Genomic DNA, 21320 nt, shown 5'->3' with positions numbered 1-21320 from the left:
ATGCAAAGCATCGACACCGGCATAGCGAACTACCTCTCGACGCTCGGCGTGGACGAGGCGAAGAAGCTGCGCATCGCCCAGAACAACCAGAAATTCAAGGAGGCCGTGCAAAACGCCTGGCCGGACAACCCGAGTGCCGCGGTGTTCCTGCTTGCCCATACGAACAGCCTGTACGTCAAGAAGGACGAGGCGCCGCGCACCGGCCCCGGCAAGGACGAGGACCGCTACGTGATGGGCGTGTACCTGGACGACGCGACCGCGCGCTCGGAGCTGAGCGCGCGCCGCGAGCTCCTCAAGTTCCTCCTGTCGAAGAGGGGCATCCACGTCGACGACATCGTCATCCACCCCGCCCTGCGCGGCGTGAAGGAGAACCACCTGTTCCCCGAGCTCATCGAGCAGGCCAACGACCTGCTGGGCGTCGATGCGGCCGCCCGCAGAGACGTGCGCGTCACCCCCGCGATGCGGGACGAGGAGGCGTGGCGGGAGGATCAGGCCGATCTGCTCGAGATCCTCAAGCGCGCCTTCTGCCTGACGTTTCCGGAGCTCGACCAGGCCGAGGCCGTACTGGAGAAGATCGAGGGCGCGGCGCTCGTGGAGGCCGAGTTCCACGAGGAGGCGCGGCGCGGCGGCCGGCGGCATTGGTGCCGGCTCTACGTGGCGGCTGAGGACGTGCCGGGCATGGAGGCCATCGTCGCAAGCTTCGGCGAGACGCTGCGCTGCAAGGCGAAGCCGCTCGGCTTGCGCATCGCGCAGATCATCGTGAGCGAGAGCCCCGAATCGATGCGCGGCCGACGCGCGTTTCCCCCGGTCGGGCGGCCAGAGCCTTTCGCCGACACGGGCTTGCAGGAGCTGCGCGCCGAGTCGATCCGCGCAGCTGCCGAGGTGCGCGCCAAGCTGCGCGGGCAGGACTAGCCGAGCGGCCATGCGCAGCCCCGAACTTCGCCAACGCTACCGCGCTCTGCCTGCCGCGGACGAAATCGAGGAGTTTCGCTGACTTTTTGCGCGCAATGGACGAATTCAGAGCTCTGAAAACCCTGCCCCGCACGCTTTCGCTGGGGCCGTTCAGAGAAACCCCTGGTCGAAATATCACCAATTCGGTAGCGATTCGTCCATTGCGCGCAAAAAGTTGGCGAAAGGTTTCTATTTCACGCGCGAGCCGGTCGTCGAAGGGCGAGAATGTGCGACTGTGGCACGGATCGGGCGGATTTCGGGCGGAACGGGCAGCCGACGGACAGCGTTTGCCCAGGTCGTCGTTTTCGCGGATGCGCCGGGCGTGCCACAGCCGAAAAAAGTTGCCGCAACTGGAGAGCGCGCGCCGTCAGGCCTGGGGCTTGGGGGCGTCCATCTCGTCGAGCATGGTGCGGGCCTCCTTGAACTGGCGCGCAAGCTCCTCCATGGGATCGACGCGCTTCTCGGAGGCGCGCAGGGAGTCCTCGGTGATGGCCATGGCGCAGGCCACGGCGTCGGTGTGCGTAAACGACAGCGACAGCGGCAGCTCCCGCACGCCCTGCTCGGCCGCGACCTCCTTCGCGCGGCCCGAGAGCACCACGTAGGGCCGGCCCTTCGCGTTGCGGCGCACCTCGATGTCGCGCACGCCGATACCGCGCGCAAATCCGGTGCCGAGCGCCTTCACCACGGCCTCCTTCGCCGCGAAGCGCGTGGCGTAGTGCACCTCGGGGTTGGCCGTCGCGTCGCAGTAGGCGCGCTCCTCCTCCGAGAACACGCGCGCACGGAAGCTCGGCGTGCGCTCGAGGATGGCCCGCATCCGAGCGATCTCCACGATGTCCACCCCGAGCCCTACCTGGCCTTCGACGGGTGCGACGGATTCCTCCGCAAGGCTCCCGTCGCCGAAATCACCCACCTGCTGTCCAGCTTCCACTTTTTCAGCCCTTCGTTCGTCTTACTTGAAGCGCAAGCATCTATTCGTCCACGCGCATGCCGACGGTGTAGTTGTCGTAGCGCCATTGGACGTATTCCAAATTGGTCGTCTCCGGAATCATTATCGCCTTGTTGGCAAGATCGTTGTAATTGCGTCGCGCAGCCTCATCGGTGAACTCGATGATTCCGTAGCGGTCGTCAGGACGGATGCGCAATTTGCCGGAATCGAAAAGGCGATGCACATCGACCCTCATGGGCCAACCGTTGTCGACCCCCATCGATCCGCCGTACGCATGCGGTTTGATATGAGCGGCCTCGAGGACGTCCGGCAAATCGACATTGGTAATGGGGCATTTTCCAATCTCTTGAAGCAAGTTTTGCCTGAACAGAGCCTGTCCAGGCCGTTGAGCGCGACGTCGCACGGCCGTCGATGTTACGGCGGCCGACATATCCTGCCGACGGATGTACTCGAGCAGCCTTTCCCCCGAGTCAACGATCGATGCGATATCTCCGGCGATGAGACCGCCTATCACGAAATCGAGCTCGGGGAGGTACTCGTAACGTTCATCGAACCGACTGCCGGACCGAAGCCCGTCCTCGACTATTCCGACATACCCATAATTGTGCAAGAATGAGAAGAACTCCCTAATAAAACGCAAATCGTTATTGCGTGGCGTGCAGTTAGGCCATTTGGAGAAAGCTTCGGGTTCTCTCCTGTACCGTACTATTTGCTCGGCGATCTCCGCTGCGGAACGCTTCTCCGCAGCCATCGGAACAAGCACCACCGCAGCTTCCGTCGGGGTAAGCCACCCCTCGCCAGCATGAAAGAGCTCTCGCAAAACCTCCAACAGCAAGCGCAACGGGTAGATCTTTAAATCGTGAGACTCCCATTCCCGAATCTCGTCCTCTTTATACGTCGCCTTGTTCGGAAGAGAGAACGTCGCAATCGTCAATGCCGCAAAATCGCCTTGACTGATTACGCCGGTTGCCACATCGGCTCCAAGCTCGGTGATGGAAATCACCCCTCCATGATGCCCGGCAGGTATCAAGCCAAGCGCAGACCAATATTGAGCCGAATTTCGCATGAGGTTTCTCTCGCCGACGCGACGACGAAGGTCAACTGTAGAGCTCACATCCTCGCTCAAGCGCATCAATTGCTCTTTGAACTGTTCAGAATTGTAATGAATGCCACGGCCCCCAAGAAAGCTGATGATTCTCAGCACCCCGAAGAGCACAGCTGGGTCATTGAGCGCCTCAGTAGGAGTCTTGCACGCCCAAAACCACCGGTACGAGGGAAACGGTATCTTGGGAATATACTCGCTATTCATCGGGTAACAGCTTTCTGATCTGCGAAGCCAATTCACGTGCAAGGAGAACAGGGACGGCGTTCCCGATCTGACGATAGCATGAATTCATCTTCCCGTAAAACGAATACTCCATCGGAAACGTTTGGATGCAAGCGCTTTCGCGTACGCTAAGACGACGCTCGCCGTTGTAATGGGGAATCGCGCACACTCCTCCGCCACCATTTCCTCGAGCTAAGATCGTAGGAGAGGGCTTGTCCGCGTCAGAGGGCCTGTGCCCGGTGAAGTTGCGAGGCTCGACCTTGTAGCGCGAATACACGTTGTTGGGAACGGTGTCGGACATCGGCCCATCGGGATCGGGCACGCCTTCAAGCGCCTCCCGCATCGTCACCCACGGAGATAGCCCGTCCTGGACTTTGCCGGAATGCGACGGAGCCGGATACTCGAACTCCTCCGCGATATCTTCCCTCGTTCCCACTATGATCACGCGCATGCGCTTCTGAGGTACGCCGTAGTCGGCCGCGTTTATCAGCCTGTACTTCACATTATACCCCTCGCTCTGGAAATCGGACACGATCATGTCGATGACCGCTCCGCCATCGAGGGAGAGTATCCCTTTGACGTTTTCCGCCAAGAAGACTTTCGGCCGCTTAGCGTGCAAGATACGCAGATACTCTTTGTAGAGCAAGTTCCTCTCGTCGGCAGTGCTTCGCTTGCGATTCGCCACGCTGAAACCTTGACAGGGAAAGCCGCCTATCAGAACATCGCAATCAGGGATATCGTCCGTCGACAAGGAGGCGATGTCGCCGCAGACAATATGATCCCCCAGGTTCATGCGATATGTCTCCACCGCATCAGAATCGAAGTCGTTTGCCCAGACCAAATCAAAGCCGGCTTGAACGAAGCCAAGATCGAGGCCGCCAGCGCCTGCAAACAGCGAAACAACCGTCGGCTTCGTCATGCCGAAGCCTTCAAAGCGTTCATCATCGCAGAAGCGACTGCCCTAGCAAGGCCCACCGGAACGGCATTGCCGATCTGCCTGTAGCAATCGGTCCGACTGCCCGTGAACTCGAAATCAAGCGGAAAATCCTGGACCCTCGCCAATTCCCTAACCGTCATGCGCCGCTCGCCCGAAGGATGCGGAAGCACGACGACGCCACCCTTCCGGTCGCCTCGGGCGGTCACCGTCGGAGCGGGTTTGTCCGGATCGATAGGGCGTTTGCCCAGATAGCCATTCATTACAAGCTTGTAGCTAGAATAAACGTTGTTGGGGACGCTGTCGGCCTCCGGGCCATCGGGATCGGGTATTCCCTTCAATGCCTCTCCAACAGTCAACCATGCCCGCCCATCCTCATCGGCACCGGGCGTGTGAGATGCTTCGGGGAAGTGAAATTCAATACCCAGATCCGACCTCACGCCGGCGATGATCACTCGCTGCCTCGTTTGAGGCACCCCATAATCCGCCGCATTGAGAAGCTTGTAGGAAACATCGTACCCGACATCGCTGAACTCGGACACGATCCTTTCGATGACCTCGCCTCCCCCTATGCTCAATATCCCCTTCACGTTCTCCGCGATGAACGCTTTGGGCTTCTTCGACTTGAGGATTCGAAGGTACTGCTTGTACAGCTGGTTGCGCTCGTCGTCCAAAGTTCGCTTGGTGTTGGCCACGCTGAACCCCTGACAGGGGAACCCGCCGACGAGCACGTCGCAATCGGGAATGTCCGAGAGAGAGACATCGGAGATATCAGCGAGAACGATATGATCGCCGATATTCAAACGATAAGTCTCGACGGCATGCTCGTCGATGTCGTTGGCCCACACAACGTCGAAACCCGACTGTTTGAACCCCAAGTCGAGTCCGCCAGCGCCGGAGAAAAGGGACACCACCCGAGGCGAAACGTGCGGTCCTTGAACATTCTGACTAGAATCTGCCATAAACAATCGCATCTCTTCCGTCTAGCGGCTACTACACCAAATTGGCATTATAGCCCGCAGTACCGAGCCATCGTGAAACTGCACAAACCTTACCAGCCGGCATACCCGACGAGGCACCATGAGCGAACCAACCTCAAATCGTCTGCGATTTCGCATTCCCGCTCATTGTATGCCAAAAAACCGCACCGCGTATCCCAAAACCAGGACACACTATCAATTTCAGACGGACATCGCTCACAGGTCCACCCTCTCTCTTCTCCCCGACGTCACTCCACCGTGACCGATTTCGCCAGGTTGCGGGGCTGGTCTACGTCGCAGCCGCGCTCGACGGCGATGGCGCGCGCGAACAGCTGCAACGGCACGCTGGCCGTGACGGCGCTGAACGCGTCGCGCACCTTCGGGATGTACACCACGTGGTCGGCGTGCGCGCGGATGTCCTCGTCGCCCTCGGTGGCGATGGCCACGATCATCGCGCCGCGGGCCTTCGCCTCCTGGAGGTTGGATACCAGCTTGTCGTACACGGGGCTCTTCGTGGCCACCGCGATCACGGGGAAGCCCTCGTCGATGAGCGCGATGGGCCCGTGCTTCATCTCGCCGGCCGGGTAGGCCTCGGCGTGCAGGTAGCTGATCTCCTTGAGCTTGAGCGCGCCCTCGTAGCTGATGGCCGCCCCCATGCCGCGCCCGACGAAGAGCGCGCTCGTCGCATCCTTGCACGCGCGGGCCGCCGCGTCGATGGCGGCGGTGTCGGCCAGGATGCGCTCCACCTGCTCGGCCGTGTCGGCCAGCTCGTGGAACAAGAGGCGCACCTGGTTGGTCTTGAGCTTGCCCTTGGCCTGGGCGAGCAGCATGGCCAGCAGCGTGAGCGACACCACCTGGCCCAAGAACGACTTCGTGGACGCAACGGCGATCTCCTTGTTGGCCTTCGTGTAGATGACGCCGTCGCTCTCGCGCGCCACAGGGCTTCCCACCACGTTCGTGATGCCGAACACCTTGGCGCCCTTCACGCGCGCGTCGCGGATGGCGGCCAGCGTGTCGGCGGTCTCGCCCGACTGCGACACGGCCACCACCAGCGTCGACGGCGTGATGATGGGGTTGCGGTAGCGGAACTCGCTGGCCACCTCCACCTCGCAGGGAATGCGCGCCCAGCCCTCGATGAGGTTCTTCGCGATGAGGCCGGCGTGGTAGGACGTGCCGCACGCGATGACGCACACGCGGTCGATGAGGTTGAGCTCCTCCACGCTGAGGTCCAGTTCGTCGATGGAGAGCGCGCCGTTCACCAGGCGGCCGGCCAGCGTGTCGCGGATGACGCGCGGCTGCTCGTGGATCTCCTTCATCATGAAGTCGGGGTAGCCGCCCTTCTCCGCCACGTCCAGGTCCCAGTCGACGTGGGTGACCTCGGGCTCGTACGCCTCGCCGCGCACGTTGAAGAACCGCGCGCCCGCGGGCGTGAGCTTGGCGGTGTCGCCGTCGGCGAGCACGGCCACGTCGCGCGTGGCATCGATCATGGCGATGATGTCGGAGGCCACATACGCGCCGTCCTTCGCCAGGCTCACCACGAGCGGCGAGTCCTTACGCGCGGCCACGATGGTGCCGGGTTCGAAGTCGCTGATCACCGCGACGGCGTATGCGCCGATCAGGCGCTCGGTCGCCTCATGGACGGCCTGCAAGAGGTCGCGGCTTTCCGCATAGGCCTCCTCCACGAGGTGCGCGATCACCTCGGTGTCCGTCTCGCTCGTGAACGTGTGGCCGCGGCCCTCAAGCTCCTCGCGCAGCTCGGCGAAGTTCTCGATGATGCCGTTGTGCACCACGGCCACGTGCCCGTCGCAGGAGGTGTGCGGATGCGCGTTGGCCTCGCTCGGGCGGCCGTGCGTGGCCCAGCGCGTATGCCCGATGCCGCAGGTGCCCGAGAGCTCGAGGGGCTCCACGAGGCGCGCGAGCCCGCTCACCTTGCCCTTGCAATGCACAACCTCCAGCTTGCCGTCCTGCTCGACGGCGATGCCCGCCGAGTCGTAGCCGCGGTACTCGAGCCTGGTCAGGCCCTCGATCAGGATGCTGCGAACGGGGCGCGACCCCGTGTAACCGACGATTCCGCACATAGCCTGCTCCTCACGCGCGTCGCTTGCCTGGGAATGCGCCCGCGCGGCGGCGATGCGCGCGCGGGCGCGTGGTTTTGACGGCGTTATTCTAAGGTAAGAGCGCCGGGGCGCGCGTTCGCATGCCTGACGAAGTCGCAAATCCGCTCAATAAACGCATCTTTCCCGACGCTGCGCGCGGGTCCGGCCAGCGGCCCGTTCTCACCCAGGTAGTAGAGCGTGGTGGTGAGCACCATGCCCACGATGGCCACGGCCTCGAACGCCGGATCGATCCCCGGCCGAATGATCCCCTCGCGCTGGCCGCGGGCCAGCTGGCCCTCCAGCACGGCGAGCAGCCGGCCCTCGAAGCCGCGCATCGCCCCCGACCACACGCGATTCTCGCGCCAGAGCTCGGACACGAAGAAGCGCCCGAACGCCTTGTTCTCGAAGATGCGCGTGGCGAACAGCTCCACCATGCCCGTGAGCGCCGCGGGCGCGTCCGGCGCGGCCGCGGCGATGCGCTCGAAGCCCTCGATGAGCTCGCCGAGGCCGTCCTCCAGGATGCTCTCGGCCATGGCCGCCTTGCTCTTGAAGTGGTAGTACGCCACGCCCTTCGACACGCCGGCGGCCTCCACGATCTCGTCCACCGTGGCCGCGGAGTACCCCTTCTCGCCGATGACGGCCAGCGCCGCGTCAAGCAACTGTCTGCGCGTGGCGTCGGCCTTCTCGGTATGTCCCCCTCGTTTCGCCATGGCCCTATTCTACCCCAGTTGCAGCACGGGATGCAGGTCGTCCATGCGCACGGTGCGCCGGCGGTACGCCACCAGGCACGTGAGCGCGAAGCACACCGCACCGATGCCCGCGAGCACCGCGCACGACTGCGCCACCACTGTATAATCGAGCCCCGTCATGATCTGGCGCATGCCGGATACCACATAGGTCATGGGCATGAACGGGTTGATGGCCTGGAAGAAGTCGGGCGTCGTCTGGATGGGGAACGTGCCCGCGCACGCCGTGAGCTGCAGCATGAGCAGGATGATGGCGATGAACTTGCCCGGGAACCCGAACGCCGCCATGAGGAACTGCATGATGGCCGCGAACACGAGCGACGTGAGGTAGCCCATGGCATAGAACGCCGGCACGTTGTCTATCTGCAGCTGCAGGCCGAATTGCAGCACCACCATCAAGAGCGTCGCCTGGATGAGCGAGAAGAACGCCACCGGCAGGTAGTTGGCGAACGCCGCCGTGAGGGGGCTCGCGCCCGACATGATCAGGCGGTTGTTGAGCGGCTTGAACACGAAGCCCGCCACCAGGCCGCCCACCCAGAGGCCGAGCGCCATGAAGTACGGGGCGAAGCCGGTGCCGTAGTTCTTCACCGTGGTGTAGTATTCGTTGGCCAGCTCCACCGGGTCGCTCATGACCTCGGACTTGGCCGGGATGTTCGCGGTCTGGCTGGCGGCGGTCTGCGCGCCCTCGGCCAGCTTGTCAGCCAGCTCGCCGGAGCCGTCCACCGCGTCGTGCAGGCCCGTGGCCAGCGTGGCCGAGCCCTCGCGCAGCTGGCCCGCACCGGAGGTTATCTGCGCGGAGCCGTCCTGGGCGGTCTCGGCGCCCGCGGCCAGCTGGCCTGCGCCCTGCTTGGCCGACTGCGCGCCCTGGGCCAGCTGCGACGCGCCGGCGTCGAGCTGGTCCGCGCCCGCCACGGCCGATGAGGCGCCCGCATCCACCTGGTTCGCGCCGTCGGCCACCTGCGAGGAACCGGCCACGAGCGAGGACATGTTGGCGTCCACCTCGCTCGCGCCCGCATCGAGCTGACCGATGGACTCCACCAGCGTAGGGGCGACGCCCGCAAGCTCGGCGGCGCCGTCGCTGACGCGCTGCGAGCCCGCCTGGGCCGCCGCCAGGTTCGAGCCCAGCGCGCCCAGGCCGTTCGTGACCGACGAGGAGCCGTACGCGAGCGTGCTGCCCGGCGTGGAGGCGTCGCCGATGCTGGCGAGCGCCTCGGACAGGCCGCCCGACACGGCAGCCGCCCCGCCGATGAGCGTCTGGGGCTGCGAGGCGTCGCCCAACGTGGCGACGGCGGCGCCGAGCCCGCCCGACACCGCCTTGCCCTGCGCGAGGTCCAAGGCGCCGGCGTTGACGAGCTGCGCGGCGGCGGCCTGGGAGGCGAGGTCGCTGCTGCTCTGCAGCGCCGCGATCGCGCTCGCCAGCGCGCTTTCGAGCGACTGCGCCCCGCCCTGGGCGGTGGACAGGCCCGTCTGCAGCTGCACGAGGCCGCCGTTCACCTGGTCGGTTCCGGCCTTCGCGCTTTCCAAGCCCGACGAGAGCGCGGCCAAGCCGCCCGTGACGGTGCTCGACGTGTACGCGAGCGTCTGGCCGGGCTCGCCGGCCGATCCGATGCTGGCCACGGCCGTCGCCAACCCGTCGGTGATCTGCTGCGACCCGCTCGCCAGCTGCTCGGCGCTGTCCGGCAGGCCGCTCGTCGCCTCGGCGAGCCGGCTCGTGCCGGCGGCCAGCTGGCTCGTGCCCTCGTCCTTGAGCTGCTTGGCACCGCCCGACACGCTGCCCGCACCTGCAGCCACCTGGCCCGCGCCCGCCTTCAGGTCGCGCGCGCCGGTTGCGAGCGATCCCGTGCCGGCCTTGAGCGTGTCCGCGCCGCTGGCCAGCGTGCCCAGGCCCGAATCCAACGTGAACGCGCCGGTGGCCAGCGTGCCCAAGCCGGTCTGAAGCGACGAGGCGCCCTCGTGCAGCTCGCCCAGCTTCGCCGTGATGGTGTCGCTGCCGTCCTGCGCCGTCGCCAGGCCGTCCTCGAGCGTGCCGGCGCCGTCGGCCGCCGTCTGGATGTCGCGGCCGGAATCGGCCACGCGGTTCAGAACCGTGTCCCAGTACTCGGTGGCCACGGTGTCGCTTACGCGCTGGCGCACTTCCTTCCACACCGTCTCGCCAATCTGGGAGGCCAGCATGTTCTCGCTCTGGTTGTACTCCACTTTAAGCTGCGCCTTCTCGGGCGCGCTTGTGTCCACCGACGCCACGCTTTTGGAGAAGTCGGCGGGGATGGTGCAGGTCATGAAGTAGGTGCCGTCCTCCAGGCCCCGCTGCGCCTCATCGGCCGACACGAACCGCCAGCCCAGGCCGTCGTCGGTGCCCTTGAGCTCGTCCACCACGTCGTCGCCGAGGTTGCGGTTCTCGGAGGCGATGACGGCTCCTTCGTCGTTGTTCACCACGGCCACCGGCACCGTGTTCAGGCGCGCGTAGGGGTCTTGGAACGCAGCCAGGTACAGCGCGCCGTACAGAAGCGGCATGATGGCGATGGCGGCGATGACCACCCACATCACCTTCGACGCCGTGATGTTCTTCCATTCGAGTCCCGCGAAGCGCAATCCCTTGAACGCCATGGGCTACTCACCTTCCTTCGACAGGTACACGCACGCGTCGGCCATGGCGGCCAGGTCGCGCTCCACCACACCCACCACGATGGCCGCGTTGCGCGTGCGCGCCGTGTCCAGCAGCAGTTGCACGAGGCCCTGGGATTGTGACATGGTCAGCTGGTCCTCCACGTCGTCCACCACGATGGCGTCGGGCTCGCCCGCAAACGCCAGCGCGATGCCCAGCTGGGTGAGCTTCTCGGACGTGAGGTCCTTCACGCGCAGGTTGGCGACGTCGGCCAGACCCCACTGCCGCAGGTAGCCCAGCACCGCCTCGCGACGCGGCGTGCGGCCGTACAGCTCGAACTCGGCGCCGGTCGCGTAGGCGGCGGTCAGGCTGTCCTGCAGGTCGTTCAGGCCTTTGAACAGGCTCAAGCCCACATGACGTTCCGCTTTCGCGCGCTGGCGTGGCAGCTGGAACCCGCCTGCCTCGAGCGTGCCGCCCGTGGGCTTCATGCGCCCGGCCAGCGTGAGCAGAAGCGCCGTCTTGCCGCTGCCGTTGCGGCCGCGCACGGCCACCAGCTGGCCCTTGTGCACGTCCACGTCCACCCCGCGGTACGCGTAGCCGGAAAACGTCTTCAGCTCCAAGCCACGTGCGCTGATGTAGGGCTCGCCCGCGAAGCGCTCCGCGTCGCGCACGAACGTGCCGCACTCGGGGCGCGTCGGGTCGGCGCCGGCGGCGGGCATCGGCTGCGCAGCGCTCGGGTCGGGTGCCGGGCGCACCTGCGTATCCTCCATGTCCTCACGTCCTTCTCTTCTTCGTCAGCCTCATATTCGACTGACTAGTCAGTTTTGAAACGGAAGTATAGCACCTCGTTCGCGCAGCGCAAGTAACGGTTTCCCTTCATTCATCAAAACGCCGCCCGGCAACGCACGCGTACGGGCAAAGCCGTGCACGCGAAGAACCCGCGCGGCGATAGCGAACGACATGCCGCAGTGCGGTGTCAACTGAAACACTTCACCGCACGGGCTTCGGCTCCGCGCTTCGCACTCCGCCCGATTGGCAACCTGTCCAGGTAGGGCAATGGCGGTTTGACGGCGGTCAATCGAAATGCTGGCAGAATCGGAGAGTTTTGGCTATCCTCAATTGAAGATGTAACGGCATCGTAAGCCGGTGATCAGGCAATTTAGAAACTGCCTTTGATAATGGACCTACTTGGCAACCTAAAATCTAGGCAAAACGTCCCGTTTTTGACAGAATTGAAAACCTCCAGCTGCTAAGCCATCATCGGCATACCGCGGGCCCGCGCGTTTGCCTGAGCGAGCGGAATGCGCGCCCGCACAACGCGGCGCCCCGGCGTCAAACTCTTCCTTTTCCATGGGGTTGCCGACGCGCGTACGCAGGCTCGGGTATACTTCCCATCGAAAACGCGTAAGCCAACCGAAGGGAACCCGTTATGAAGGCGAAGGCCATCCACCGCTGCATCCACGTGCTCGACCTGGAGAAGTCGCTCGCCTTCTACGAGCGCGCGCTGGGGCTGACCGTGCAGCGGCGCATGGGGCCCGAGGACGGCTCATGGGAGAACGTCTTCATCGGCAACGGCCGGACGCCCTTCCAGGTGGAGCTCACGTGGAACCGCGGACGCACCGAGCCCTACGTCAACGGCGGGCGCGACACGCACCTGGCCTTCGAGGTGGATGACCTGGACGCGGCGCGCGCCCTGCACGAGGAGATGGGCTGCGTGTGCTTCGTGAACGAGCGCATGGGCATCTACTTCATCGAAGACCCCGACGGCTGCTGGCTGGAGATCCTGCCGGCCGACCGCGCGGAATAGGCGCGGCGCCGTGGCCGAATTCGCCACAGCCGCCGAGCTCGTCGCCGCCGACATCGGCAACGTGCACGTGGAATGCGGGCGCGACACCTCCGCCGCGCTGCTCGCCGCCTTTCGCGCGCGCTACCGCTCGTGCCGGCGCGCCTGCGTGGTGGACACCGACCGGGGCAGCGAGCGCGACACGGTAGCCTCCCACCTGCGGTTCTTCAGCCGTCTGGCCGGGGGCGCCGTGCACCATGAAGATGCCATCGCGCACTTCGGCCTGCGCGGCGCGGCGCGGGCGCGCCTGCGCGACCTCGCGCCCGCCCAGGTGGCGCTCGTTAACCTGGCGCGCGCGAGCCTGGTGGAGCCCGAGGCGTGCTTCATCGAGCGGCCGCTGTCCGACCTCGACGCTGCGGGGCGCGCCGCGGCCCTCACCTGGATAGAGGAGCGCACAGCCTGCGGCTGCCGCTTCGTCACCGCCTGCGAGCCCCTGCGCGAGGCGCTGCTTCTGCCCGGGCGCGCCTTCTGGCACGAGGACGGCCGCTTCATCGAGGCCGAGGTGGACGAGGGCGGCGCACCCGACGGCGACGGTGGCACGGAAGGCCCCGTGTTCGCGGGCGACGAGGTGCGGGTGTGCAAGATCCCCGCGAAGACCGACGCCGCCACGCTGCTGTTCGACCCGCGCGAGATCGACTTCATCGAGAGCATGAGCAAGCAGAACTACGTGTCGGTGCGCGGCACGCTCTACCCCACTCCGCTCACCATGGACGAGCTGGACGAGCAGCTGGGACGCTTCGGCTTCTTCCGCTGCCATCGGTCGTTCATCGTGAACGTGCAGAAGGTGGCGAAGGTGGAGCGCTACACCCGCAACAGCTTCAACCTCACCTTGAACGACGCCGCGCGCACGTCCGTGCCGCTGGCGAAGGGCCGCGCCGAGGAGATGAGGGAGCGTTATGGCTGGTAGGGAGGCGTTGCCCTTGGCGGGCCCCGTGCGCACCGTGGCCGTGCTCACGGCGAAGTACCTGGCCGACGTGGCGAAGAGCCCCGCCATGCTGATGAGCATGCTGCTGCCCCTCGTGATGATGGTGGGGCTGCACGCGATCCTGGGCGGCCAGGTGGAGCTGCCGGAGCAGGAGCAGCTGTTCACCGCGAACATCGCCGCGTACGCGGTGCTCTTCGAGTGCGTCATGGCCACGTCGATGGTCATCCTCTACGCCATGGCCGAGGAGCGCGAGAAGCACCTGCTGCGCACGCTTCTTCTGGCCGACGTGGACCTCGGCCGCATGGTGGTCGCGCGCGGAATCGCGGCGCTGGCGGGCATCGCCGTGGCCGACGTGCTGTGCTTCGCGGTGTTCGGCGCGCCCGCGCACCTCATGGCGCCGCTTCTGCTGGTGGGCATCGTGGGCTCGCTGCCGCTCGTGCTGCTGTCGCTTGCGCTCGGGCTGTTCGCGCGCACCCAGATGTCGGTGATGGTGCTGGACTCGCCGCTGGTGGTGGCCGCCATCCTGCCCATGGTCTTCTCCTATGACGAGGCGCTCATGCAGGTGACGCCCTTCCTGCCCACCGGCGGCCTGTACGACCTCACCATGCGGCTGTGGAACGGCAGCAGCCTGCTGACCCCCGAGGCCCTCCTGTCCGCTGGCATGCTGCTAGCGTGGACGGCAGCCATGGCCGTCGTGCTGATCGCGGCCCTCCGCAAGGCCCCGCAGGAGGCGTAGGCCGGCGACGCGGCCACGCCAAGCTCCGGGTGACGACCCGTGCGTCATCCCGCCCGTCATCCTTATATGACCCGAACCGTGTCAAGAGGCAATAAAGGACCGGTCCTTTCCCGTCGGATAAGGATCGGCCCTTCTCTATGAACATCTCCCTGCAAAGCCCGCCGAGCATATGCGCCGTCTTCTTACACGGCGCTTTCTCATACCTTAAATCCGCGGACACCGCGGCAGATCATGCGGCCCGCACTCCAATTGTCCTTTGTTCGGGCTATCCGCCTATGAGAGAGAAAACTAGTCTGAGTACGCGCACGCCACACGACCTTTGGTGCGCAAGGATGACGCGCGGGCTCCCGAACGGACTTAGACGGCGGGCTTGCCAGGGGGGATGCCTCTGTCAGCTCTCCTGCGCCTGGCTGGCGGCCGCCTGAGCCCTCTGGGCGGCACGTCCCACGGCCCACACCTGTCGGGCGAGCTCGGCGGCAGCTGCCACCTTGGCCTTGTTGGAGCCCTTCTTCGCCTCGCAGGTGAGATGGTGGAAGCGCTCGAGCACCCGGCGCGAGGCCTTGCGCGCGCAGGCGAGCACGCCCGGATCGACCTTTTGATCCTTGCGCAGGGCCTTGAAGGCTTCGGTTTGGTGCGAGAGCGTCTGGGTCGCTTCGACGAGGGCGGCCCGGACGTAGTTGTCCCCCGCCTTGTCGATGCGCCCGCGGCTCACCGAATCGTCGCTCGAGGACTCGCAGGGGGTGAGCCCCGCCCACTTGACGACGGCGCCCCCGCCGCCGAAGCGCTCGAAATCGCCGTACTCGGCTGCCAGTGAAAAGGCGCTCTGCACGTCGATCCCCTTCATGGCCGAGAGCGCATCAACCACGGGCTTCCACCTCGGGGTCTGGGCGAGGGCAAGCGTCTGCTTCGAGATGCGCGCAAGGCGCGCCTGCGCCTCGTCCGCACACAAGACCAGGAAGGCAAGCGCGTCTTGTGCCCCGGTTCCTTCCAGACGCACCTTCGAGAGCCACTCGCGCCACTCGCGCGTCCAGGTCGCCTTGAGGTTTCCCGCAGGAGTCCTCTCGTTCCAGATAGCGCCGTGGGTGAGCAAAAGCGAGGTGACGCGCTGCTTGGCGGCTTTGGCGTCGCGCGCGGCGCCAAAGCGCGCCCGGGCGAGGTTGCGCGCGGCCTCGCACTCCGGATCCGGGCACCACACCGCCGAGAGCGTGGAGACGGGGTTCAAAAGCTCGAAGAGCAGCCTTGCGGCGTCACGCCGGTCGTTTTTGTGCAGCTTGTCGTCGGTCGAGCGCGCGATGGACGAGACGGCGATCACGTCGCAGGCGGCGCCGAGTGCGCGCAGCTCCCGGCACAGATGAAAGCCGGTGCACCCCGACTCGTAGGCGGCGTAGAAGGGCTCCTCGAAGTTCGCGCGCATCCAGCCGATTACCTCGGCGGGAGCCGGGCAGCCGCCGAGCTTGGCTATCTTGGTGCGCCCGGTCGCGCAGTCGAAGCCCTTGATGGTGATGGAGCGTGCGTGCACATCCATCCCGAAGATCGAGCGGTACTTGGTGTTGATGGTATACTGCGCCATGAGAAGACCCCTTCCAATGCTTGTGGTACGCCCTTGCGCACCGATGGCCAGATACCTGCAAGTGTAGCGGGGAATAACCCACGATAGAGCCTTCAAGGCCGTCAGTATCTTCGGGGTCTTCTCTCTTTTTCACTCGCAGGTGCATCGGTTCGGGTCATATTGTCTGAGCGGAGCGGCGAAGCCGCGGAGTCGAAGGATCCCGCGCGGTGCCAACAGGAAACCTTCCGGCTGACGCCAAACGGGATCCTTCGACTCCGGCGCTACGCGCCTCCGCTCAGGATGACAATCCGTGCGTCGCTTTCTTCTGCTCCTGTCGTCCCCTTCCCTGCTCCTCTCGTCGCCGGGCGGGCTCCCGGTGTCGCGTTTCCCTTGTTCACGCGACCGCCTGGGCGTACACTGCTCCCCGTCGAAAACGAAAGGAGCGCACCTTATGACCACCCTGCTGTCAACCGACGACGTGTGCCTGAGCTTCAAAGACAAGCGCGTGCTCGACCACCTCTCCTTCGAGGTGGAGCGCGGCGAATGCTTCGGCTTCCTGGGCCCCTCGGGCGCCGGCAAGACCACCACCATCAAGCTGCTCACGCGCCAGCTGGTGAAGGATTCCGGCCGCATCAACCTGTTCGGCCGCCCCATCGAGCACGCCACGAACGCCGACTACGAGCGCATCGGCATCCTCTCGGACACGAGCGCCCTCTACGAGCGCATGACCATCGAGGAGAACCTGCGCTTCTACGCGAAGATTCGCGGCGTGACCGGCAACAACATCCCCACCCTGCTCGAACGCATGAACCTGGCGGACGACCGCAAGACGCTCATCAAGAACTGCTCGAAGGGCATGCGCCAGCGCGCCGCGCTCATGGCGGCGCTCGTGCACGGCCCGGAGCTACTGTTCCTCGACGAGCCCACGAGCGGCCTGGACCCGGCGGCCCGCGCCGAGGTGCACAAGATGCTGCGCGAGCTGAACGACGCGGGCACCACCGTGTTCCTCACCACGCACGACATGGCCGAGGCCGAGGCGCTCTGCGCGCGCGTAGGCATCCTGGACGAGGGCCGCCTGGTGGCCTGCGACGCGCCCATACAGCTCATGCTGCGCCATGCGAAGAACGAGGTGGCCCTGCGCCTGACCGACGGAAGCGTCGTGCGCACCACCAAGGACGCCGCCGGGGCGCCCGTCATCGCCGAGGCCCTCGCCGCCGGCACGTGCCTGTCCGTCCACTCGGTGGAGCCGAACCTGGAAGAAGTGTTCCTGGAGCTCACGGGAAGGGAGTTTTAAATGGATGCCGTCATGCGCAAAACCGGCGCGCTCGTCGCCAAGGACTTTAAGGACCTGGTGAAGAACCCGGTCGTCTTCATCTGCTGCTTGTTCCCTCTGGCGTTCGCGCTCATGTACAAGAACATGATGGGCGGCGCCGCTGAGGCCTCGCCCGAGGCGGCCGTGCACGTGACCGGATTCCTGCTGTCCACGAGCCTGTGTATCACCGCCGGCATGGTGGCAATGATGGTGTCGGCCACCGCGCTTGCCGAGGAGAAGGAGAAGCACACGCTGCGCACGCTCATGCTGGCGAACGTGGGCGCGGGCCAGATCCTCGCCTCGCGGGCGCTCGTGTCGCTGGGGGCCATCGCCGTGGTGGACGCGGCGTGCTTCTTCATCGTGGGCGGCCCGATGAGCAGCTTCGCGCCCTACCTGGTCATCGGCGTGGTGGGCTCCATCCCCATCGTGCTCGTGTCGCTTCTGGTGGGGCTCGCCTCGCGCGACCAGATGACCGCGAGCCTCTACATCACGCCGGTGTTCCTGGTGGCGCTGGCTCCCATGGTGTCAATGATGAGCGAAGAGGTCGACAACGTGGTGAGGTACTTCCCCACCGGCGGCATGGATTCCTTGGTGAAGCTGTCGGTGGAGGGAACGTTGTTCACCGCCGACGCAGTGGCCCCCATCGTGATCACGCTGGTGTGGATAGCGCTTTCGCTCGCGGCCTTCATGCTGCTGTACAAGCGTCTGACCAGGGATAACTAATGCGCACTTGAATTTCGCTTGATTCTTGCTGGATCCACGCTTGAACCGCGCTGGAAACGCGCTGGAAACGCGCCGCACCTGCGCTGGATCCGCGATGGATCGGAACGGCGTTCTGCTTGATCTGCGCCATCGGCGCGCTGGATCGCCTCGCTATGATGGTGGTGCGGCATCAAGGCGGTGCCGCCATCGGCAAGGAGGGGGCGGCTATGAGCAGACGGCATGCAGCAGGATCGACGATGCGGCGAGGGGCCTTCGCGAGAGCGGGGGCCCTTCCCGCGCGCCGACGCGGAGGGCTGCCGGCGCTGCTCGCGGCGATCGGCATCCTCCTCGCCTGCGGCCTCGCTTGCTGCGCGCCCGAGCCGGCATGCGCCGCCCCCTCCTCCATCAGCGGCACCTGCTACGTCGAATGCCTGAATCCCGAGGTGGACGGCGCGGCGGGCGGCAACCGCTTCCGCGTGGGCTTCCCGCAGTACGGCGTCGAGGCCGAGGGGGTCTGCACGTCGGGCCCGCTGTACGGCACGCCGGTGCCGGGGCACTACCCCTTCACGGGCACGCGCGGGGCGGACGGGGGCTACCGCATCGCCATCGACTGCTCGGGCGCGGCCATGTACCCCAACCACTACTCGCCCCACGGCGCGCAGGACGTGGGCGGCTTCTCCCTCTGGCTCTACGGCGACGTTGAGGTGGTCAAGCACGCTCCGGAGGGCTATGCGCAGGCCGTGCCCGAGGCGACGCTGGCCGGCGCGCGCTACCAGGTGGAGGCTGCGGACGGCTCGGTGGTCGCCGAGATGGCCACGGATGCCGACGGCCGGGCCGTCGCTGCGGACGTGCCCATCGGCAAGTACGTCCTGCGCGAGGTCGAGCCCCCGCGCGGCTACGGGCTTGACGGCGGCCCGCAGGCCCTGGCCGTGGCCGGCGGCGCCGCCGTGCGCGCCGACAGCTGGGAGGCGCCGCTTCGCGGGTCGATCGAGCTGGTCAAGGGCTCGGCGGCACCGGACGTCGGAGGCGGCTCCCCCTGCTACTCGCTCGCCGGAGCCGTGTACGGCGTGTACGCGGACGCCGCTTGCACCGACGAGGTCACGCGCGTCGCCACCGGCGGCGACGGCGCGGGCCGATGCGCGGCCGAGCTGTGGCCGGGAACGTACTGGGTCAAGGAGATAGCCCCGCCGCCGGGCTTCTCGCTCGACGGGCGCGCCTGCCCGGTCGTGCTCTCCATCGACGACTGCCGCGCGGGCGCAGCAGCGCTTGCGCAGGTCGCCGATATGCCGCAGCTCGCCCCCGTCGAGGAGGCCGTGCGGAAGCTGGATGCGGAAACCGGGCTCGCCGAACCGCAGGGCGACGCGACGCTCGCCGGCGCGGAATTCACCTTCGAGCACTACGCGGGGTCGTTCGATACGATCGAGCAGATCGAGGCCGCAGACGCGGGGCCGACGCTCGTGCTGCGCGCGGCCACCGGCGAGGACGGCGTCGCGCGCCTCGACGCGGCGGGGCTGCCCGACGCGGGCGCGGGGCCGGGGCTGCCGCTCGGCACCGTCGTGGTGCGCGAGACGCGCCCGCCCGAGGGCTACCTCCTGCCCGAGCGCGCGGCCGTCGTCGTGCCCGTCAAGGCCAAGGGAACGGACCCGCTCGACGGCGTGTTCGCCGCGCCCGAGGTGGCCGACCAGGTGATCAGGGGCGACATCGAGATCGTCAAGACGGGCGCGGGGGCGGGGGCGCTTCCCGGCGTGGCCTTCGACGTAGTCCATAAGGCATCCGGGCGCACGGTCGCGCGCCTCGTAACCGACGAGGAGGGCCTCGCCACCACCGCGCGCCCGGACGAGCCGGGGGCGCTCCCCTACGGAACCTATCTCGTGCGCGAGGACCCGTCCACCACGCCGGAGGGCTTCCTCCCCGCGCCCGAGATCGCCGTGGACGTGACCGAGCACGGCCGCGCCTACCGACTGGATGTCGAGAACAAGGCCGTTCCGGCCGCGCCCGGCGAGGCCAACGCCGTCGAAACCGGCGACCCCGCCCGCGCGCCTGCGGCTCTCGCGACCGTTCTTGCCGTCTCTGCCCTCGCCGCGACCCTCGCCGCCCGCTCCCGCATGCGAACGTGCCTCAATAATTATAAATAGTTTATGATATACTGGTCAGGAGGCCGGATGCCGAAAGAGTCCAGGGACACGAGGAAAGTGGCGTCGAGGCTCGTCCAAGAAGGGTGGGTCAAACGGCGCGGCAAGGGCGACCACGCGAACTTCTCCAAACCCGGTAACCCGCGTTTGATCACCCTCGATATGGGCGAGAAGGAAGTCGACAAGAACATCTACCGGGCGATTAAGAGCATTGCAGGGTGGGAATAGGCCACCTGCGGAAAGGATCGCGATGAAGCGCATTTACGGGGCCGTCATCCGGGCATCGGAAGAAGGAGGCTACTGGGCGGAGGCTCCCGATCTGCCAGGATGCTTCGGTCAAGGCCCTACGTTCGTCGATTCGGTCGCGAGCATCGCCGACGGCATTGAAACCCACCTCGCCGCCCTCGCGGCAAGCCGCATGGAGGCTCCGAAAGCGACGCGGATCTCGGCGCCCGACGGCGAGGTGGTTTACGTCTGCGTCGACTCCGGCTCCCTCGTCCTCGGCGAGCCGACGATCTCCGCCGCCGAGGCTGCGCGGAGGCTGGCCGTCACGCCGGCCCGCGTGTCCCAGCTGATTGCGGCGGGCAGGCTTGTCGCCGAGAGGGATGCACTCGGCACCATGGTCACCGTTGCGAGCGTCGAAGCGTACGCGAACTCGCCCCGCCGAGCCGGCAGGCCGAAGGCCGAAAGGCCCTCGGCAGCGTCATTCTCAAAGACGGTGTGAATCTTCATTTGATTTATTGAAGATTTTCATGTTAAAGTATGAAGACCTTACTTTGAAGGAGGCCTTCATGCCCATCATCAAGCCTGTCAGCGAACTGCAGCGAAACATCAAGGGCATCACCGAGATATGCCGCGAAACGAAGGAGCCGATTTACTTGACGAAAAACGGATCTGCCTCACTCGTCGTGATGGACGCGGAGGCATACGACGAACAGATAGCGTACTTGAAACGCGAAGAGGAGATGCGCGTTTACGAGGGCATCATGCGCGGTTACGAAGACGTGAAAGCCGGAAGGGTGTACCCCGCCGACGAGGTGTTCGACGAGATAGCCCGCTCTCGCGGATGGGCATAGGAAATGGATTACGATATCGTCATGTCGGAGCAGGTGAAACGCAAGCTTGCCGGCATTTCAAGTCGCCCGATCATCGAGCGCCTGAAAAGGGCGGCGGAGCTTCTTGAGACGCTGCCCGAAAGCGGGCGGACATACGATCCGTCGTACGATGCGGCACAGCCCCCTTTCGCCTGCCGCCATCTCGCCGTCCCCGGAACCCGCTTCACATACTATTACGCGGTCGACCACCAAGAGCGCACTGTCTTCGTGCTTGAGCTGGCCGACCAACGAACCGACCCGACCCGTCGTTTTCGCGGTTGGGAGTAGCGCCCCTCGCATGATCTTCGTCTCCTCGGGCTTCTCGATGACGAAGTCGTTGAGCTTGATCACGGGCTTGCGCAGCACGAGTCCCAGCAGGAGCGCCGCCGAGCGTTTCAGGGCCTCTCGCTCCGTCCTCCCCCGAAAACACCGTTCGACATGGTAA

20 protein-coding genes are annotated in these 21320 nt (G+C 65.8%); 11 read left to right on the top strand and 9 right to left on the bottom strand.

Going from position 1 to position 21320, the window contains the following annotated elements:
- Positions 1–912 carry a hypothetical protein gene (locus tag FX134_RS14080; RefSeq protein WP_080803348.1) on the top strand — a complete coding sequence of 304 codons (912 nt, stop codon included), beginning with the start codon at positions 1–3 and terminating at the stop codon, positions 910–912.
- Between the two features lie 406 nt (positions 913–1318).
- Here the strand turns inward: FX134_RS14080 and acpS are convergent, their stop codons facing one another.
- The 8 genes from acpS to FX134_RS14040 all read right to left on the bottom strand — a co-directional run bounded on the left by acpS (position 1319) and on the right by FX134_RS14040 (position 11352).
- Entirely contained in the window at positions 1319–1879 is a 561-nt protein-coding gene (gene acpS / locus FX134_RS14075) for a holo-ACP synthase (protein ID WP_232050969.1), read from the bottom strand.
- 40 nt (positions 1880–1919) lie between these two features.
- Complete coding sequence (locus FX134_RS14070) at positions 1920–3113, bottom strand: HNH endonuclease signature motif containing protein (protein ID WP_172623504.1); 1194 nt, start codon at positions 3111–3113, stop codon at positions 1920–1922.
- A gap of 85 nt (positions 3114–3198) precedes the next feature.
- Positions 3199–4143, bottom strand: a complete 945-nt coding sequence (locus FX134_RS14065; RefSeq protein ID WP_080803342.1) for a DNA cytosine methyltransferase — start codon at positions 4141–4143, stop codon at positions 3199–3201.
- Positions 4140–5120, bottom strand: coding sequence for a DNA cytosine methyltransferase (locus FX134_RS14060; RefSeq protein WP_080804090.1), 981 nt, complete (start codon positions 5118–5120; stop codon positions 4140–4142). Before FX134_RS14060 ends, FX134_RS14065 begins: the two co-directional genes overlap by 4 nt.
- Before the next feature lie 266 nt (positions 5121–5386).
- Positions 5387–7216, bottom strand: a complete 1830-nt coding sequence (glmS, locus tag FX134_RS14055; RefSeq protein ID WP_080803338.1) for a glutamine--fructose-6-phosphate transaminase (isomerizing) — start codon at positions 7214–7216, stop codon at positions 5387–5389.
- An 83-nt stretch (positions 7217–7299) separates the two neighbouring features.
- The gene (locus FX134_RS14050; RefSeq protein WP_080803335.1) at positions 7300–7944 is read right to left on the bottom strand and encodes a TetR/AcrR family transcriptional regulator; all 645 of its coding nucleotides are present in this window, start codon (positions 7942–7944) and stop codon (positions 7300–7302) included.
- Between the two features lie 9 nt (positions 7945–7953).
- Positions 7954–10584, bottom strand: a complete 2631-nt coding sequence (locus FX134_RS14045) for a YhgE/Pip domain-containing protein (protein ID WP_080803332.1) — start codon at positions 10582–10584, stop codon at positions 7954–7956.
- Between the two features lie 3 nt (positions 10585–10587).
- Positions 10588–11352, bottom strand: coding sequence for an ATP-binding cassette domain-containing protein (locus FX134_RS14040; protein ID WP_080803329.1), 765 nt, complete (start codon positions 11350–11352; stop codon positions 10588–10590).
- A gap of 659 nt (positions 11353–12011) precedes the next feature.
- Here FX134_RS14040 and FX134_RS14035 point away from each other — a divergent pair.
- Genes FX134_RS14035 through FX134_RS14025 form a run of 3 tightly spaced genes read left to right on the top strand, consistent with a single transcriptional unit; the run spans position 12012 to position 14086 of the window.
- The gene (locus FX134_RS14035) at positions 12012–12389 is read left to right on the top strand and encodes a VOC family protein (protein WP_080803327.1); all 378 of its coding nucleotides are present in this window, start codon (positions 12012–12014) and stop codon (positions 12387–12389) included.
- 10 nt (positions 12390–12399) lie between these two features.
- A complete protein-coding gene (locus tag FX134_RS14030; protein ID WP_080803324.1) occupies positions 12400–13332 on the top strand; it encodes a LytTR family DNA-binding domain-containing protein in 933 nt (310 codons plus the stop codon).
- Positions 13322–14086: an ABC transporter permease gene (locus tag FX134_RS14025; RefSeq protein WP_143412217.1), complete on the top strand. Its 765-nt coding sequence runs from the start codon at positions 13322–13324 to the stop codon at positions 14084–14086. Before FX134_RS14030 ends, FX134_RS14025 begins: the two co-directional genes overlap by 11 nt.
- 391 nt (positions 14087–14477) lie before the next feature.
- Here FX134_RS14025 and FX134_RS14020 read toward each other — a convergent pair whose 3' ends face one another.
- Positions 14478–15656: an IS110 family RNA-guided transposase gene (locus FX134_RS14020; protein ID WP_080798323.1), complete on the bottom strand. Its 1179-nt coding sequence runs from the start codon at positions 15654–15656 to the stop codon at positions 14478–14480.
- A 430-nt stretch (positions 15657–16086) separates the two neighbouring features.
- Here FX134_RS14020 and FX134_RS14015 point away from each other — a divergent pair, with 430 nt between their 5' ends.
- The 7 genes from FX134_RS14015 to FX134_RS13985 all read left to right on the top strand — a co-directional run bounded on the left by FX134_RS14015 (position 16087) and on the right by FX134_RS13985 (position 21163).
- Entirely contained in the window at positions 16087–16929 is an 843-nt protein-coding gene (locus tag FX134_RS14015) for an ABC transporter ATP-binding protein (protein ID WP_080803318.1), read from the top strand.
- Positions 16930–17670 carry an ABC transporter permease gene (locus FX134_RS14010; protein ID WP_080803316.1) on the top strand — a complete coding sequence of 247 codons (741 nt, stop codon included), beginning with the start codon at positions 16930–16932 and terminating at the stop codon, positions 17668–17670.
- Between the two features lie 116 nt (positions 17671–17786).
- Positions 17787–19784, top strand: coding sequence for an MSCRAMM family protein (locus tag FX134_RS14005; RefSeq protein ID WP_143412216.1), 1998 nt, complete (start codon positions 17787–17789; stop codon positions 19782–19784).
- Between the two features lie 27 nt (positions 19785–19811).
- The gene (locus FX134_RS14000; RefSeq protein ID WP_080803313.1) at positions 19812–20009 is read left to right on the top strand and encodes a type II toxin-antitoxin system HicA family toxin; all 198 of its coding nucleotides are present in this window, start codon (positions 19812–19814) and stop codon (positions 20007–20009) included.
- A gap of 22 nt (positions 20010–20031) precedes the next feature.
- Positions 20032–20505 (top strand): type II toxin-antitoxin system HicB family antitoxin, encoded by a 474-nt coding sequence (locus FX134_RS13995; RefSeq protein WP_080803311.1) that lies wholly within the window; start codon positions 20032–20034, stop codon positions 20503–20505.
- 67 nt (positions 20506–20572) lie between these two features.
- On the top strand, positions 20573–20857 hold the full coding sequence (locus tag FX134_RS13990; RefSeq protein WP_080803308.1) for a type II toxin-antitoxin system prevent-host-death family antitoxin: 285 nt from the start codon (positions 20573–20575) through the stop codon (positions 20855–20857).
- Positions 20858–20860: 3 nt separating this feature from the next.
- The gene (locus tag FX134_RS13985; protein WP_080803304.1) at positions 20861–21163 is read left to right on the top strand and encodes a hypothetical protein; all 303 of its coding nucleotides are present in this window, start codon (positions 20861–20863) and stop codon (positions 21161–21163) included.
- The last annotated feature ends 157 nt before the right edge of the window (positions 21164–21320 follow it).

Source organism: Arabiibacter massiliensis (assembly GCF_902386925.1).
Taxonomy (GTDB): domain Bacteria; phylum Actinomycetota; class Coriobacteriia; order Coriobacteriales; family Eggerthellaceae; genus Arabiibacter; species Arabiibacter massiliensis.
The sequence above is the reverse complement of the archived record's forward strand: the minus strand, read 5'-3'. Positions and strand labels throughout refer to the sequence as shown.

Coding starts and splice junctions, on each gene's coding strand:
- glmS (WP_080803338.1), bottom strand. CDS start 7,216: ATGTGCGGAATCGTCGGTTACACGGGGTCGCGCCCCGTTCGCAGCATC.
- FX134_RS14020 (WP_080798323.1), bottom strand. CDS start 15,656: ATGGCGCAGTATACCATCAACACCAAGTACCGCTCGATCTTCGGGATG.
- FX134_RS14080 (WP_080803348.1), top strand. CDS start 1: ATGCAAAGCATCGACACCGGCATAGCGAACTACCTCTCGACGCTCGGC.
- FX134_RS14060 (WP_080804090.1), bottom strand. CDS start 5,120: ATGGCAGATTCTAGTCAGAATGTTCAAGGACCGCACGTTTCGCCTCGG.
- FX134_RS13990 (WP_080803308.1), top strand. CDS start 20,573: ATGCCCATCATCAAGCCTGTCAGCGAACTGCAGCGAAACATCAAGGGC.
- FX134_RS13995 (WP_080803311.1), top strand. CDS start 20,032: ATGAAGCGCATTTACGGGGCCGTCATCCGGGCATCGGAAGAAGGAGGC.
- FX134_RS14065 (WP_080803342.1), bottom strand. CDS start 4,143: ATGACGAAGCCGACGGTTGTTTCGCTGTTTGCAGGCGCTGGCGGCCTC.
- FX134_RS14025 (WP_143412217.1), top strand. CDS start 13,322: ATGGCTGGTAGGGAGGCGTTGCCCTTGGCGGGCCCCGTGCGCACCGTG.
- FX134_RS14000 (WP_080803313.1), top strand. CDS start 19,812: ATGCCGAAAGAGTCCAGGGACACGAGGAAAGTGGCGTCGAGGCTCGTC.
- FX134_RS14050 (WP_080803335.1), bottom strand. CDS start 7,944: ATGGCGAAACGAGGGGGACATACCGAGAAGGCCGACGCCACGCGCAGA.
- FX134_RS13985 (WP_080803304.1), top strand. CDS start 20,861: ATGGATTACGATATCGTCATGTCGGAGCAGGTGAAACGCAAGCTTGCC.
- FX134_RS14015 (WP_080803318.1), top strand. CDS start 16,087: ATGACCACCCTGCTGTCAACCGACGACGTGTGCCTGAGCTTCAAAGAC.
- FX134_RS14010 (WP_080803316.1), top strand. CDS start 16,930: ATGGATGCCGTCATGCGCAAAACCGGCGCGCTCGTCGCCAAGGACTTT.
- FX134_RS14035 (WP_080803327.1), top strand. CDS start 12,012: ATGAAGGCGAAGGCCATCCACCGCTGCATCCACGTGCTCGACCTGGAG.
- FX134_RS14045 (WP_080803332.1), bottom strand. CDS start 10,584: ATGGCGTTCAAGGGATTGCGCTTCGCGGGACTCGAATGGAAGAACATC.
- FX134_RS14040 (WP_080803329.1), bottom strand. CDS start 11,352: ATGGAGGATACGCAGGTGCGCCCGGCACCCGACCCGAGCGCTGCGCAG.